This window comes from Mesorhizobium sp. LHD-90 (genome assembly GCF_030929505.1).
In the GTDB taxonomy this organism is placed as follows: Bacteria; Pseudomonadota; Alphaproteobacteria; order Rhizobiales; family Rhizobiaceae; genus Kumtagia.
Genome location: NZ_JAVFVV010000017.1, coordinates 56,229 through 70,933 on the forward strand (window position 1 = coordinate 56,229; position 14,705 = coordinate 70,933).

A 14,705-nucleotide genomic window follows, 5' to 3' on the forward strand; every position below is an offset into this window, starting at 1 on the left:
GCAAGGCTGCGGCTACCGTCAATCCGCCGCGGGCAACCGCCTGATCGTGAATTCGATGACGTCGTTCGGCCGCTCGAACCAGCTTTCGATCGCTGTCCAGTAGGCCTGCTTCGGCCAGCGGTCGAACCATTCCTGCGCCTTCAGCCGCGCGTCCGGACGCGGCAGCACGAAGGTCTCGCGGATAAAACCGTCGCGCGGCTTCTGGCCTCTCTCGGCGCGGGCGCGGTCGAGCTGCCTCTTCAGGCCATCGAGCGGCGGTCTCATCGGCGCTGGCATCGGCAAACCTCATGCGGCTTGACGTTCACCCCCGACAGATTAGGGATCGCCGGCAAAATTACGAGTCCTTTGTGACGCACCCCGCGCCTCTCGCGCGACGGCCCGAAATGCGCCATGTCACGCCAACCGGCCAACTTTGGTGGAACACATCATGGAACGTCCCGAACTCGCTCCCGGCCTGCCGCCCGATATCGAGGAACGCAAGGCGCGTGCAAAAGCCTGGTTCGAAGCGTTGCGCGACCGCATCTGCGCTGCGTTCGAAACCCTGGAGGACGAGTTGTCCGGCCCACTCGCCGACCGTCCCGCCGGGCGCTTTGAGCGCACGCCGTGGCAACGCGAGGAAGGCTCCGGCGGCGGCGGCGTCATGTCGATGATGCATGGCCGCGTCTTCGAGAAGGTCGGCGTGCACACCTCCACCGTGCATGGCGAGTTCTCGCCGGAGTTCCGCAAGCAGATGCCCGGCGGCACGGAGGACCCGCGCTTCTGGGCGAGCGGCATTTCTCTCATCGCTCATATGCGCAACCCCAACGTGCCGGCCGTGCATATGAACACGCGCATGGTCGCCACCTCGCGCTGGTGGTTCGGCGGCGGCGCCGACTTGACACCGGTGCTCGACCGCCGCCGCACCCAGGACGATCCGGACACCTTGGCTTTCCATTCCGCCATGCGCGTAGCCTGCGAGGCGCACGCCGAAGTCGCCGACTACGGCCGGCTGAAAAACTGGTGCGACGAGTATTTTTTCCTGAAGCACCGCAACGAGCCGCGCGGCATCGGCGGCATCTTTTTCGACTGGCTGCAGCCGACGCCGGAACAGGGCGGCTGGGACGCCGGCTTCCGCTTCGTGCAGGATGTCGGCTTGGCCTTCCTCGATATCTACCCTCGTCTCGTCCGCGAAAATTTCCGCAACGAATGGACCCCGGCCGACCGCGAGGAGCAGTTGATCCGCCGCGGCCGCTATGTCGAGTTCAACCTGCTCTACGACCGCGGCACGATCTTTGGCCTCAACACCGGCGGCAACGTCGCTGCGATCCTGTCGAGCATGCCGCCCGTGGTGAAGTGGCCGTAGCGCCGCCTTCCCCTCCCCCTTGAGGAAGGGAAAAGTCCGCGCACCGCCGATCACAATCGCGCGAGCCGACCCCGATCGGCCCGGCGCGTTGCGAAAAAGCAAATGACATCGCCGAAATCACCGCTATAGAGACGCCGCCATTCGGATGCCGGGCCGTCAGAAGCCCGGCTCCCGCTGGCTGAGGGAGAGGGTGGGCAGTCCGGCTTGGGACGCAGCCTCTGGTGAACTGTCCGCTGATTCGCGAAGGCGAAGCGGACGGCGTGGGTTTCGTCATCGACGATACGGCGCGCGGACGTTCTGTCCGCTTTTTTCAGCGCGCATACCCACGGCCGTCATGCCGCCACGCATTCGCCGGCCGGTACGGAAAATTTACCTTAACTTTTCGCTGACAGGGTTTGCCCATGGCTCACCTCCGCGCGCTATGTTGCGCCTCGCTCGTCTCGTTCGCCCTGGCGATCCCCGCAAGGGCGCAGGACGCCTGTGTGCTGGAACCCGATCAGGCGCTGGAGCTTTCCGCCCTGCCCGATACGGTGGCGCAGGAAAAGAAGCCGGCTGCCTGCGCGGCCGCAAAGACCGGAACCAAGGACGCCATGGCGAAGAAACCGGCCGCCGCGCCGCGCAAATCGAAGCTTCCCGAGGCGGCCGCCGCCCTCATCCAGCACACAAAACACTTCAAGGTCGCCTACAGGCGCCCGCAAGACGCCTCGGACGAGACGCTGGTGCTGCTGCACGGGTCGGGCGGCGACGAGACGACGCTGATGCCGCTCGCTTCCCGCCTGGCGCCGCAGGCGGCGCTGATGGGCGTCGCCGGCCGCGTCACCCAGGAAGGCACCAGCCGCTGGTACCAGCGCATCACCGCCACTTCCTTCGACCAGACCGACATCCGCGCCGAGGCGGAGGCCTTTGCCGCTTTCCTTCAGGATGCGGTGAAATCGAAGAAGCTCGATCTCGGCCGCACCGTCTTTATCGGCTATTCCAACGGTGCGAACCTGCTCGGCGCGCTCAGCCTGCTGCACCCCGGTCTCGTCCAGCGGGCCGTGCTGCTCAGACCCATGCCGGTGCTGGATGCGGCGCCGGTCGCGGACCTGAGCAAAACCCGATTCCTGACGGTGGTCGGCGTCAACGACGAGCTTTACGCCCCGTACGGTCCGACCCTGGAGGCCATCCTGCGCGAGCGCGGCGCCCGCGTGGACGCCAGGACGGTGAAAGCCGGCCACCTGCTCGGCGAGGAAGACGTCAAGGTCGTCGCCGATTGGCTGGCGGCCTCCGACGCGGTATCGCTGAACAGATAGACGCAAGAGCCTGTTTGGAGATGCGTCAGGGCGAGTCGAAAATGGCGTTCTTCGGGGTCGCGAAGCGACGAGCGGAGCGTACATGAAGTACGTGAGCACCGGGGCGCAGAAAAACGCCATTTGCAGACCGCCATCACGCATATTCCAGACAGGCTCAGAGAGGGGGCTCACGATGGAAGCAGCAAGGGACTGGCTGAGGACGCGGTTGTTGTCTCGCCTGCGCTGGCGTAGGCAACCAGCCGGAAAGGCGGCGGCAACGGCTATCAAGATTAAGATAACGTCTGCAGATCGCAGCACTTTCAATACAACTGTACTGTCATGTACAATTCGATTTGATGAAAACCCGTCGCAATCGTGCCATATTAGCCACAATCCACCACGGATTGCGGCATCCGATCAAAAGAGAACTTTATTTTTAGTCCAATAGCGGATTCCATTCGGTCGATTATTTCTCTCGCCGGGCCGGGAAACGCCGGCGGCTTCGAGACCGAAGTCCGCGACCCGACGCGACCGGACGGCCCGAATGTCCCAGCGATCTTGCCACTTGCAGGAATCGCCGGTTTCATCAGGAGAACCTGCCATGCGCATGTATCTCATTCCTGCGGCGGTTGCCGCCTCCCTCGCCTTCGCTCCCCTCGCCTTCGCCGCCGCCCAGCAGGCCAGCGGCACGGTCAAGGCCTACAATGCGAAGAACGCCACGCTGACGCTGGCCGACGGCTCGGTCTACACCCTGCCAAAGACCTTCAGGAACCCGGGCCTGAAGGCCGGCGAGAAGGTCGACATCGCCTGGGACATGCGGGGCAAGCACAAGATGGCGCAGAGCGTCACCGTCGCGAAATAGCGGCGGTGTCCGATGGGAAACGGGACCGGCGGTCCCGTTTCCCGTCGTTTCCGCGCAACCAATCGGCGCAAGCTGTGTTATGGTGCCTGCAATCCAAACGAGCCGGAAGGAGATCGGAGATGAAGGAATTTCATTGCGGTTCGCTCGTCCCGGGGTGCGAGTGGCACACCCGCCACCAGGACGAAGCTGAAATCATGCGCCGCGCCGTCGAGCACATGCGCGAGACCCATGGCGAGACCATCATCCGCGAAACGATGATCGAGGCGATCCGTTCGCGCATCGAAAAAGTCCGCGACGCGGCTTAACCTCCGCCGCCCGCAAGCTTCGCGGCGCGTTCGAGCAGCGCGTCGCGCCCCAGGGAAAATCCGGATCCGATCCACTCGTCCTCGAGCTTGCGCAGCAACTTTCCCATCTGCGGGCCCGGTTTCATGCCCGATGCCGCCAGATCCGCGCCTTTCACCGGAAACGCCGGCTTCTGCCAGGAGCGGGCGAGTTTCAGCAGCCGGCCGTATGCGCCCGCCTCGATCAGAGCGTCGGTGTCGTTCACGGCGCGCGCCCGGGCCGAAACCAGCGACAGGCTGAGCCGGTCGCTGATGCCGTCGGCCGATCCGCGATAGAGCGCCTGCCGCAGCGCGAGGTCGCTGGCGGACGCCGCCGGCGGCTGCGTCGACGCCCAGTCGAAAAGCCGCCCCGCCTCGGCCTTCGAAAGCCTCAGCCGCTCAGCAAGCCCCGCCATGCGCGCCGCGTCCGGCGGCAGGACCGCCTCCAGCCGCATCATGGGATCGGCAGGCCAGCCGAGATCGCGTTCGGCGCCGACCAGCGGATGGATGGCGTCGATGCCCCATTTTTCGCTCTCCGGCAGGATTTTGGTCAGCACGCCAGCCTGCCGCATCCACAGCAGCGCGCGCGACGGGTCCGGCGCCGAAAGCAGCTTGCGCAATTCGCTCCAGACGCGTTCGGCCGACAGCCCGTCGAGCCCGTCCTTGAGCCGCGCGCAGGCTTTCAGCCCCTCCGCGTCGGGACGGCCGGCCCCGTACCAGGCGAAGAACCGGAAAAACCGAAGGATGCGCAGGAAGTCCTCGCGGATGCGTTTTTCAGCGTCGCCGATGAAGCGGACGGTGCGGGTCTCGATGTCGGCGACGCCGCCGACCAGGTCGACCACCGTGCCGTCGGCCAATGCGTAAAGTCCGTTGATGGTGAAGTCGCGGCGCTCGGCGTCCGCCTGCCAATCCCGGCCGAAGCGCACCTTTGCCCGCCGCCCGTCGGTTTCGACGTCGGCGCGCAGCGTCGTCACTTCATAGGGCCGCCCGGCGACGATCAGCGTGATCGTGCCGTGCTCGGCGCCCGTCGGCACCACCTTGAAACCCGCCGCCGCGCCGCGCCGCATCGTCTCCTCCGGCGGCGCCGTGGTGGCAATGTCGATGTCGGCGACCGGCGCGCCGAGCAGCGTGTTGCGTACCGCGCCGCCGGCAATGCGCGCCTCTTCCCCGCCCTCGGAAAGCGCGGCAAGCACGCGCTGCAAGCCGCGGTCGTTGAGCCAGCCGGCGCGGCCCGCGAGCGTTACCGGACCACTCACGTGTAAAGCCTCTCGTAGAGCGTGCGGATGATGCCCGCGGTCACGCCCCAGATGCGCCGTCCGTCATACGGCATGTCGTAGAAGAACCATTCCTGATTGCCCCAGAAGCGGCTGCCGCGCGTATGGTTTTTCGGATCCATCAGGAAAGACAGCGGCACCTCGAAGGCGGCATCCACCTCGTCGCGGTTGATCGCCAGCTCGAAGCCCGGTCGCACCACCGACAGCACCGGCGCAATGCGGTAGCCGCTGCCCGCCACATAGTCCGGCATGCGGCCCAGCACCTCGACATGGCGCGGGGCGAGCCCGATCTCCTCCTCCGCCTCGCGCAGCGCGGCGTGCTCCGGCGACCTGTCCTCCGGATCGATGCGTCCGCCCGGAAAGGCCACCTGCCCCGTATGGTTACGCAGCGTCTCGGCGCGCTTGGTCAAAAGCACGGTCGCCCCGTCGCCGTGGTCGATCACCGGGATCAGCACGGCGGCGGCGCGCAGCCCGTTGGCGTGTTTCAGCCGCGCATGGCCGGGATTGAAGCGATGGTCGCCGTCCTCCTCCGGATGTGCCAGGAAATTCTCCTCGCGCGCCGCGCGGCGGCGGAAATCGTCGGCGGAGAAGCGTAAAGTGCCGGTGGAACGCATCGGATTCAAAGTCCGTCCAGAAATGCGTCAGGGCGAGGCGAAAATGGCGATTTGGAGAACCGGAGCGGAGCGTACATTTGGGTACGTGAGCACCGGAAGCGCACAAATTGCCATTTGCAGCCCGCCCTCACGCAATTTCTGGACGGATTTTCAGGCACTGAGCCGCCTCAGTTTCTCGACCGGCATGATCGGATAGGTCTCGCCGTTGGAGCGCACCGAAAACATCGGCACGCCATCGACAAGGATCTCCTCGCCGAACTCGACCAGTTCGTACATCACCGGCCGCGCCACCAGCGCCTCCAGCCGACCCCGAACCAGCACATAGGGTTTGAGGCCGCCGGTCTCGTCCTCGTCGACGAAACGCAGCGGATTTTTCGGTCCGACCTCCACCACGTCGCCGACATTGGTGCGGAAGGTGATGACCCGTTCCTCACTCTCGCCAGAGACATTCATCTCCACCGCTACGAACGGCGCATCCACCACCCGGATGCCCACCCGTTCCACCGGCGTGACCAGATAGGTCTTCCCGTCCTCGTCCTTTCGCAGCACCGTGGAAAAAAGCTGCACCAGCGGCATGCGTCCGATCGGCGTGCCCAGATAGAACCAGGTGCCGTCGGCGCGGATCTCCATGTCGAGGTCGCCGCAGAAGTCTGGATTCCAGCGCTCGACCGGCGGCAGACCCTTGCCGGCGCGCGTCGCCCGGGCGATCAGCGCCGACAGGCCGGCGGCGTCTCCCGCCTTGCCGAGCGTCTGCGGCGTATGGTCCGGTTTACTGTGCATCGTCACGAAATAGTCACTGTTGTCTCGCTTGTCAGCCGGGCCGGCTGATTTAAGTTTCCGTGTTGGGGATTCCATGACACCCCGAGTCGTCAGCCGTACCGCCGGCGCTTTCGCCGGGAAAGGACAGAGGCCCAATGAGCGTCATCGTCAAGGACCTTGCCCTCAGCGAAAAGGAGATGGTCGCCGAGGCCGAACAGGCGCTGGCCGACATCTCCAGGGCAAGAGACGGCGTCGGGCGGGTCATCTTCGGCCAGGAAAGCGTCGTCGAGCGCGCGCTGGTGGCGCTGCTGGCCGGCGGCCATGCGCTGCTGGTCGGCGTCCCCGGCCTCGCCAAGACCAAGCTGGTCGAGACGCTGGGCATCGTGCTCGGCCTCGACAGCCGCCGCATCCAGTTCACGCCCGACCTGATGCCCTCCGACATCCTCGGCTCCGAGGTGATGGAGCAGGACGAGTTCGGGAAACGCTCGTTCCGCTTCATCTCCGGTCCGATCTTCGCGCAACTGCTGATGGCCGACGAGATCAACCGCGCCTCGCCGCGCACCCAGTCGGCGCTGCTGCAATCCATGCAGGAATACCACGTCACCGTCGCCGGCGCCCGCCACGACCTGCCCGCGCCGTTCCATGTGCTCGCCACCCAAAACCCGCTGGAGCAGGAGGGCACCTATCCGCTGCCAGAGGCGCAGCTCGACCGCTTTTTGATGCAGATCGACATCCTCTATCCGGAACTGGAGGCCGAGCGCCGCATCCTGCTCGAGACCACCGGCGTCGACGAGGCCAAGGCGCTGAACGTGCTGACGCCCGAGCGGCTGAAGCAGATCCAGCTTCTGGTGCGCCGCATGCCGGTGCCGGAAAGCGTGGTCGACACCATCTTGAAACTGGTCCGTTCCGCCCGCCCCGGCCAGGGCGACGCCGAGACCGACAAGCACGTCGCCTGGGGTCCAGGCCCGCGCGCCTCCCAGGCGCTGATGCTGTGCGCCCGCGCCCGCGCCCTCTACGAGGGCCGGCTGGCGCCCTCGGTCGACGACGTCCGGGCACTGGCCGAACCGGTGCTGCAGCACCGCATGGCGCTCACCTTCGCCGCCCGCGCCGAAGGCATGAGCGTGCGCGACGCCGTCGCCCGGCTGGTGAAAGCCGTCTGATGGCGCGTGTCGGCGAGGCGTCGTCCGCCGTCGCGCCGCGCGACGCGCTTGCCCGCGCCAGGCTCCGCGCCTCGCTCGTGCCCGACCTGCTGGTCGAGGCGCGCCGCGTCGTCAACACGGTGATCAGCGGCTGGCACGGCCGCCGCAAGCAGGGCATAGGCGAGAATTTCTGGCAGTTCCGACCCTATGTCCAGGGCGAGTCGCTGGCTCGCATCGACTGGCGCCGCTCGGCCCGCGACGACCACACCTATGTGCGCGACCTCGAATGGGAGGCCGCTCACACCGTCTGGCTGTGGGCCGACCCCTCGCCCTCCATGCTCTATAAATCCGCGGCCGCTTCCGTCTCCAAGCAATCGCGTGCGCTGGTGCTCATCCTGGCGCTGGCCGAGCTTCTGTCGCGCGGCGGCGAGCGCGTCGCCTGGCCCGGGCTGACCGACCCGATCACCTCGCGCAACGGCGCCGAGCGCATCGCCACGCTGCTCGCACACGCTCCGTCGACGACCGCCCGGCCGGACCTGTCCGCCATCCGCCGTTTTTCCGACATCATCATCGCCGGCGATTTCCTCGACCCCGTCGAAGAGACGCGCGAATGGCTCGATGTGCTCGCACGCCACGGCGTGCGAGCACATCTGATCGAGATCGCCGACCCGGCCGAGGAGACGTTTCCCTATGCCGGCCGCACCGAATTCACCGACCCCGAGACCGGCGAGAAGCTGACCGCCGGCCGCGCCGAGCAGCTTGGCGACGACTACCGCCGCCTCTACCTCGCCCGCCGCCAGGAACTCGGCGCCTGGTGCCGCCGTCTGGGCTGGAGCTATACCGTCAACCATACCGACCGGCTGGCTTCGGAGGCGCTGGTGCGCGTTCACATGGCGATGTCGGACGAAGGCGCCCTGGGGGTGCAGGGGTGAGCTGGCTGCCGCTCAGCTTCGGCTTTCCCGCCATCCTGTGGGGGCTGCTCGCCCTTCCGGTGATCTGGTGGCTGCTGCGCCTCACGCCGCCGCGCCCGCAGGTGGAGGTGTTCCCGCCGCTGCGCATCCTGGCGCAGGTGCTGAAGCGCGAGGAGACGCCGAACCGCAGTCCGTGGTGGCTGACGCTGCTGCGGCTCCTGATGGCGGCGCTGGTCATCTTCGCCCTGGCCGAGCCGGTCTGGAACCCGCGCGAGCGCGTCGCCACGGGCGGATCGGCGCTGGCGCTGGTCATCGACAATAGCTGGTCCAGCGCCGCCGGCTGGGACCGCCGGGTCGCCACCGCCGGCCGCCTCATCACCGATGCCGAGCGAAACGAAATGCCGATCGTGCTCGCCTTTACCGCCGAGCGCGCCAACGAACAGATAGGGCCGTTCAGCGCCGGCGAGGCGCGCGACCGGTTGAATGCGGTAAAGCCGCGTCCCATTCCCCCCGACCGGGCCGGCGTCTTTGCAAGCGTGGCCGAAGCATTGATGCCGTTGCCGGGCGCCACGCTGGCGTTGCTCACCGACGGGCTGGCCGCGCCGGGCGACGACGCCGCCTTCGCGCAGCTCCTGGCGGCGCGGCCCGCCAATGTCGTCTGGGCGGCTCCCGACCAGCTCGACATGGTCGGGCTGACCGCCGCCGACAACGGCGTCGACCGCTTCCTGATCTCGGCCGTCCGCGCCCCCGCCGGGGTGGCCCCGCGCGCCATGACCGCCGGCGCCTTCGACACGCGCGGCCGGCGCATCGGCGATGCGGCCATCACTTTTCGGCCGGGAGAGACGGTCGCGACCGGCGAGATCGCCGTGCCGTTCGAGCTGCGCAACGATTTCGCCTCCATCGCGCTCGACGGCGAGCGCAGCGCCGGGGCGGTGCGCGTGCTTGACGAAACCGCCAAGCGCCGCCGCGTCGGCCTCCTGTCGCAGACGCCGGCCGACGAGACGCGGCAGCTCCTGTCGCCGCTCTATTACATCCGCAACGCCCTGCAGCCCTTTGCCGACATCATCGAGCCGGCCAGCCCCGACCTGACCGAGGCGATCCCGCAGCTTCTCGAGCAGAAGCCTGCCGCCATCGTTCTGGGCGACGTCGGCACCATCCCGGAGACCGTCCGGCCGCAACTGATCGAATGGATGGAAAATGGCGGCACGCTGCTGCGCTTCGCCAGCTCCCGCATGCTGACCTCCGGCAACGACCCCGACCTGTTGCCGGTCAAGCTGCGGCTGGGCGAGCGCCTGCTCGGCGGATCGATGTCCTGGACCGAGCCGCAGGCGGTCTCCGAGTTCCCCGCCAACGGGCCGTTCGCCGACCTGCCGCCGCCGACGGACGTCACCGTGACGCGGCAGATCCTGGCCGAACCGACCCCCGACCTCGTCGACCGCACCTGGGCCGCGTTGGCCGACGGGACGCCGCTGGTGACCGCCGATCGGCGCGGCAAGGGCATGGTGGTGCTCTTCCACATTACCCCATTGGCCACATGGTCGAACCTGCCGATTTCAGGTACTTTCGTGGAAATGCTGAGGCGCGTCGTGCAATTGTCACGCAACCAGGGGCTCGGCGCTGTCGCCGAAGGCCAGCCCGCGGCCTCGCTTGCGCCCTATCGCATGATCGCCGCCGACGGCATGATCGTTCCGCCCGGCCCCGACGCCCGGCCCCTGCAGACCGGCAAGGGCGTGGTGCCGGTCTCCATCGAGAACCCGCCGGGCCTCTACGGCACCGAGGACGGCGTCGTGGCGCACAACCTGCTGCCGGCCGACGCCGTGCTTGCGCCGATCGCCCGGCCCGACATCTCCGTGCCGGTGCAGACCGAACGCTATGCGCTGGACGAGTCGCGCGACATGAAGGCGCCGCTGATCTTCGCCGCGCTGGTGTTCCTCGCCGCCGACAGCCTGATCGTGCTGTGGCTGGCCGGTGTATTCAAGCGGCGCTGGCGCGCCGCGCGCGGAGCCGCTGCCACGGCGGTCGCGCTCGCCGCCCTGCTCGCGCTGTTCGCCGTGCCGCCGCCGGCTTTCGCGCAGGACCAGCGCCCCGGCGACGCGCAGGCGGCGGAAGCCATCAGCGTCACCCACCTCGCCTACGTCGTCACCGGCAATTCCAGCGTCGATTCGATCAGCCGCGCCGGGCTGCACGGCCTCGGCCAGTTCCTGAAGGAGAAGACGGCCTTCGAGCCGGGTGAACCCGCCGGCATCGATCTGGAGCGCGACGAGCTCGCCTTCTATCCACTGATCTACTGGCCGATCGACCCCGCCGCGCCGATGCCATCCGACGCGGCCATCGCCCGCATCGACGAATATATGAAGCAGGGCGGCACGGTGCTGTTCGACACCCGCGACCAATATGCGGTCACGCTCGATTCTTCCGCCAGCCCCGCCACCCAGCGCCTGCGCGACATATTGGGCAGCCTCAACATCCCGCCGCTGGAGCCGGTGCCCGAGGACCACGTGCTCACCAAGGCGTTCTACATCCTCAACAGTTTTCCGGGCCGGTTCGATGGCAGCCCGCTCTGGGTCGAGGCGTCGCTGGAGGCGAGCAACGCCGACAACCGGCCGGTGCGCACCGGCGACGGCGTCACCCCGATCATGATCACCTCCAACGATTTCGCCGGCGCCTGGGCGATGGACGAGAACGGCGACCCGATGCTGCCGACCGTGCCCTCGGACCCCATGCAGCGGACCTATGCGATGCGCGCCGGCGTCAACATCGTCATGTACATGCTCACCGGCAACTACAAGTCGGACCAGGTGCATGTGCCCGATCTCCTGCTCAGGCTGGGGCAGTGATGGCTTCGCGCTCCTTCACACCCCCCTCTGTCCTGCCGGACATCTCCCCCGCAAGGGGGGAGATTAGCAGCTTTGGGCTTGCCGCCAATCTTGCAACGCTGGTGATTAGCGAAAGCCGAGCGGTCGGCTCAATCTCCCCCCTTGCGGGGGAGATGTCCGGCAGGACAGAGGGAGGTGCGGAGGAACGCTACGCTAAACGCACGGAGGCCACCCCATGAACTGGTCGGTCGCCTTCGAGCCGCTGCTGTCCTGGCCGTGGCTGGCCGCGATCCTCGTTCCGGTCGCGCTGCTGGTGCTGGCGAGCCTGTTCTTCCGCCGGCGGGGCGCGTTCTTCCGGCTGGCGGCGCTGGCCGCCTTCGCCGCCGCCCTGTTCAATCCGGTCTTCCTCAACGAGGAGCGCGAGCCGCTGAAGAGCGTGGTGGCGCTCGTCGTCGACCGCAGCCAGAGCCAGGACATCGGCGCCCGCACCGCCGAGACAGACCAGGCGCTGGCCGGCATGCAAGAGCGGCTCGCCCGCTTCCGCCAGTTCGACGTCCGCGTCGTCGAAAGCAGCAAGACCGATACCGGCGACGACCGCACCCAGACCCGCCTGTTTGGGGCGCTGGACGGCGCGTTCCGCGACGTTCCGCCCTCACGCATCGGCGGCGCCGTCATGATCACCGACGGCCAGGTGCACGACACCCCGGCCCGCCCGGCCTTCGGCGCGCCCCTGCACGCGCTGATCACCGGCGACCGCAGCGAGATGGACCGCCGCATCCGCTTCGAGAACGCGCCGCGCTTCGGCATCGTCGGCAAGCCGGTCGACATGACCTATCGGGTTCTCGCCACCGACGGCGAAAGCGGCCCCGTCGACGTGCGTGTCTCCGTCAACGGCCAGCAGGTCGCCGTCGAGCGCGCCCAGATCGGCCGCGAGGCGCAGCTCGAGGTCACCATCCCCAATGCCGGCCGCAACATCGTCGAACTCGCCATCGAACCGGTGCCCGGCGAGATCACCACCGCCAACAACCGCGCCATCGCGCTGCTCGACGGCATCCGCGAGAATCTGCGTGTGCTGCTGGTTTCGGGCGAGCCGCACGCCGGCGAGCGCACCTGGCGCAACCTGCTGAAATCCGACGCCTCGGTCGACCTGGTCCACTTCACCATCCTGCGCCCGCCGGAAAAGCAGGACGGCACGCCGATCAACGAACTTTCGCTGATCGCCTTCCCCACGCGCGAACTCTTTGTGGAGAAGATCAACGATTTCGACCTGATCATCTTCGACCGCTACCAGCACCGCGACGTGCTGCCGGTGCTCTACTACGACTACATCGCCGAATATGTCGAAAAGGGCGGCGCGCTGCTGATCGCCGCCGGGCCGGAATATTCCGGCGATTCCTCCATTGCCCGAACCCCTCTGATGTCGGTGCTGCCGGCGCTGCCCAGCGGCAACGTGCTGGAACAGGGCTTTTATCCGCGCCTGACCGACACCGGCAAACGCCACCCGGTGACCCGCGGGCTGCAAGGCGCCGACGCCGAGCCCCCGCAGTGGAGCCGCTGGTTCCGGCTGATCGGCGTCGACCAGCCTGAGGGCGAGGCGGTCATGAAGGGACCCGACGATCGGCCCCTGCTGCTCCTGAACCGCAAGGGCGAAGGCCGCGTCGGCATGTTCCTGTCCGACCATGGCTGGCTTTGGGCGCGCGGCTTCGAGGGCGGCGGCCCGCATGTCGCGCTCTACCGTCGCATCGCCCACTGGCTGATGAAGGAGCCGGAACTGGAGGAGGAGCGGCTGACCGCCGACGGCCGCGGCATGGTGCTCGACATCCGCCGCCAGACCATGAGCGACGATCCTGGCCCCGCCCAGGTCATCACCCCGTCCGGCAAGACGGTCAGCGTGCCGCTGTCGCCCGCCGAGCCCGGCATCTTCCTCGGCAGCATCGAGACCGCCGAGATCGGCCTCTACCAGATCGGCAATGGCGACCTGCAGGCGCTGGCCCATATCGGCCCGGTCAACGCGCCCGAATTCGCCGACACGGTATCAACCGAGGAAATCCTGCGCCCGGCCGCCGAAACCACCGGCGGCAGTGTCCGGCGGCTGGTCGGCGCCACCGGCGTCTCGCTGCCCTCCATCGTTCCCATCCGCGGCAATGCCGGCGCCGCCGGCCGCGACTGGATCGGCCTGCGCACCACCGACGACAGCGTGCTCAAATCCGTCTCGCGGGTTCCGGCCTTCGCCGGCTTCTTCGGCCTCGCCCTGCTGCTGCTGGCGCTCGGCAGCATGTGGTACCGCGAAGGTCGCTGACCTTACCTCCCCCTTGAGGGGAGGTCGGCGCGAAGCGCCGGGTGGGGTCGTCGCGGCCGTGTGCCGACCTCTGCACCTCCCCGAAGGTCATTGCCGCTTCCGTGAACACGATCATCCCCAAAAACAAGCCCGAACCCCGAATATGACGCCTCGAATGAAGCCCATCGGAGCGTCACGCCTCATGCTGGCGGGACAAGCCCCTGATTTCACCCGATATTCCGGACTTCACGGCCTTTTCGAAGCTGTTTTTGCATCCCCGCATCGGCTTCGGCTAAGCTGTTTCGCATCGCACCGGAAATTCGCAGGAGCATCGCCGTGTTCGACTGGAAAGACATCGCCGCGCAGACACCCATCCCTGGCTTTGTCGGTAAGGTAATGCACTCGGATTCAATGACTTTCGCGCTCTGGGAGATTTCCGCGGGCGCGTTGCTGCCGGAACACGATCACGTCCACGAACAGGTCGTTCATATGCTCGACGGGGCCTTCGAACTGACCGTGGACGGCCGCACCGAGACGCTTTCGCGGGGACAAGTCGCCGCCATCCCGTCGAATGCGCGCCACTCCGGCCGGGCGTTGACCGACTGCCGGATCCTCGACGCTTTCTCGCCCGTCCGCGAGGATTATCGCCACGGCCTGACGTCGAACGTCATCGGCGGCGTGGCGAAGACATAGCGCCGGGAGAGTTTATTTTATCCCCCGAAAGCGCAGCCCGGTCAGGCTGACGCGAAAGGATAAAAGTAAACTCTGCCCAGACTACTCCTCCGGTTCGGTCGTGAACATGAGCGGGTAACCCTTTGCTTTTCCTGCATCCGTTGCCCGTGTCGCCTTGGTTTCGGCAACGTCCTTCGGGAACACCGCGACCACGCAGACGCCGCGCCGGTGCGCGGTGATCATCACCCGGTAGGCCTGGTCCTCCGACAGCCGGAACTCGCCCTTCAGCACCGTCACCACGAATTCGCGCGGCGTGAAATCGTCGTTGATGAGGATGACCTTGTGCAGCTTCGGCCGCTCGACCTTCGGCTTTGTGACGGTCCGCGGCCGGGTGATGACTTTTTCGTCTCCGGCCATGCGCCCGACCCCCGCCGCAAGCGCCGTTCC

At 67.3% G+C, this 14,705-nt stretch carries 14 protein-coding genes; 9 read left to right on the forward strand and 5 right to left on the reverse strand.

Annotated elements, in window-relative coordinates; all coding sequences use genetic code 11:
• Positions 1 to 18: 18 nt before the first annotated feature.
• The gene (locus tag RB623_RS22120) at positions 19 to 276 is read right to left on the reverse strand and encodes a hypothetical protein (RefSeq protein WP_308059162.1); all 258 of its coding nucleotides are present in this window, start codon (positions 274 to 276) and stop codon (positions 19 to 21) included.
• Positions 277 to 427: 151 nt separating this feature from the next.
• On the opposite strand from RB623_RS22120, the gene hemF reads away from it, so the two are divergent.
• From hemF to RB623_RS22140, 4 genes are all read left to right on the forward strand, one after another.
• The gene (gene hemF, locus RB623_RS22125; RefSeq protein WP_308059163.1) at positions 428 to 1,342 is read left to right on the forward strand and encodes an oxygen-dependent coproporphyrinogen oxidase; all 915 of its coding nucleotides are present in this window, start codon (positions 428 to 430) and stop codon (positions 1,340 to 1,342) included.
• Between the two features lie 401 nt (positions 1,343 to 1,743).
• On the forward strand, positions 1,744 to 2,634 hold the full coding sequence (locus RB623_RS22130) for an alpha/beta hydrolase (RefSeq protein WP_308059164.1): 891 nt from the start codon (positions 1,744 to 1,746) through the stop codon (positions 2,632 to 2,634).
• Positions 2,635 to 3,214: 580 nt separating this feature from the next.
• Positions 3,215 to 3,475 (forward strand): DUF1344 domain-containing protein, encoded by a 261-nt coding sequence (locus RB623_RS22135; protein ID WP_308059165.1) that lies wholly within the window; start codon positions 3,215 to 3,217, stop codon positions 3,473 to 3,475.
• Between the two features lie 119 nt (positions 3,476 to 3,594).
• Positions 3,595 to 3,780 carry a DUF1059 domain-containing protein gene (locus tag RB623_RS22140; protein ID WP_308059166.1) on the forward strand — a complete coding sequence of 62 codons (186 nt, stop codon included), beginning with the start codon at positions 3,595 to 3,597 and terminating at the stop codon, positions 3,778 to 3,780.
• Here the strand turns inward: RB623_RS22140 and RB623_RS22145 are convergent.
• The 3 genes from RB623_RS22145 to RB623_RS22155 all read right to left on the reverse strand — a co-directional run bounded on the left by RB623_RS22145 (position 3,777) and on the right by RB623_RS22155 (position 6,463).
• A complete protein-coding gene (locus RB623_RS22145; protein ID WP_308059167.1) occupies positions 3,777 to 5,051 on the reverse strand; it encodes a CCA tRNA nucleotidyltransferase in 1,275 nt (424 codons plus the stop codon). The two genes, RB623_RS22140 and RB623_RS22145, sit on opposite strands and share 4 nt — an antisense overlap.
• The gene (locus RB623_RS22150; protein WP_308059168.1) at positions 5,048 to 5,683 is read right to left on the reverse strand and encodes a CoA pyrophosphatase; all 636 of its coding nucleotides are present in this window, start codon (positions 5,681 to 5,683) and stop codon (positions 5,048 to 5,050) included. The genes RB623_RS22145 and RB623_RS22150 overlap by 4 nt, the downstream gene beginning before the upstream one ends.
• Before the next feature lie 150 nt (positions 5,684 to 5,833).
• A complete protein-coding gene (locus RB623_RS22155; RefSeq protein ID WP_308059248.1) occupies positions 5,834 to 6,463 on the reverse strand; it encodes a DUF1285 domain-containing protein in 630 nt (209 codons plus the stop codon).
• A 134-nt stretch (positions 6,464 to 6,597) separates the two neighbouring features.
• On the opposite strand from RB623_RS22155, the gene RB623_RS22160 reads away from it, so the two are divergent.
• The 5 genes from RB623_RS22160 to RB623_RS22180 all read left to right on the forward strand — a co-directional run bounded on the left by RB623_RS22160 (position 6,598) and on the right by RB623_RS22180 (position 14,279).
• Complete coding sequence (locus RB623_RS22160; RefSeq protein WP_308059170.1) at positions 6,598 to 7,602, forward strand: MoxR family ATPase; 1,005 nt, start codon at positions 6,598 to 6,600, stop codon at positions 7,600 to 7,602.
• Entirely contained in the window at positions 7,602 to 8,513 is a 912-nt protein-coding gene (locus RB623_RS22165) for a DUF58 domain-containing protein (protein ID WP_308059172.1), read from the forward strand. The genes RB623_RS22160 and RB623_RS22165 overlap by 1 nt, the downstream gene beginning before the upstream one ends.
• The gene (locus RB623_RS22170; RefSeq protein WP_308059173.1) at positions 8,510 to 11,329 is read left to right on the forward strand and encodes a DUF4159 domain-containing protein; all 2,820 of its coding nucleotides are present in this window, start codon (positions 8,510 to 8,512) and stop codon (positions 11,327 to 11,329) included. Before RB623_RS22165 ends, RB623_RS22170 begins: the two co-directional genes overlap by 4 nt.
• 214 nt (positions 11,330 to 11,543) lie before the next feature.
• Positions 11,544 to 13,607, forward strand: coding sequence for a hypothetical protein (locus RB623_RS22175; protein ID WP_308059174.1), 2,064 nt, complete (start codon positions 11,544 to 11,546; stop codon positions 13,605 to 13,607).
• A 315-nt stretch (positions 13,608 to 13,922) separates the two neighbouring features.
• Positions 13,923 to 14,279: a cupin domain-containing protein gene (locus RB623_RS22180; protein ID WP_308059175.1), complete on the forward strand. Its 357-nt coding sequence runs from the start codon at positions 13,923 to 13,925 to the stop codon at positions 14,277 to 14,279.
• 81 nt (positions 14,280 to 14,360) lie between these two features.
• Here the strand turns inward: RB623_RS22180 and clpS are convergent, their stop codons facing one another.
• Positions 14,361 to 14,675, reverse strand: coding sequence for an ATP-dependent Clp protease adapter ClpS (gene clpS / locus RB623_RS22185; RefSeq protein WP_308059176.1), 315 nt, complete (start codon positions 14,673 to 14,675; stop codon positions 14,361 to 14,363).
• Positions 14,676 to 14,705 lie beyond the last annotated feature (30 nt).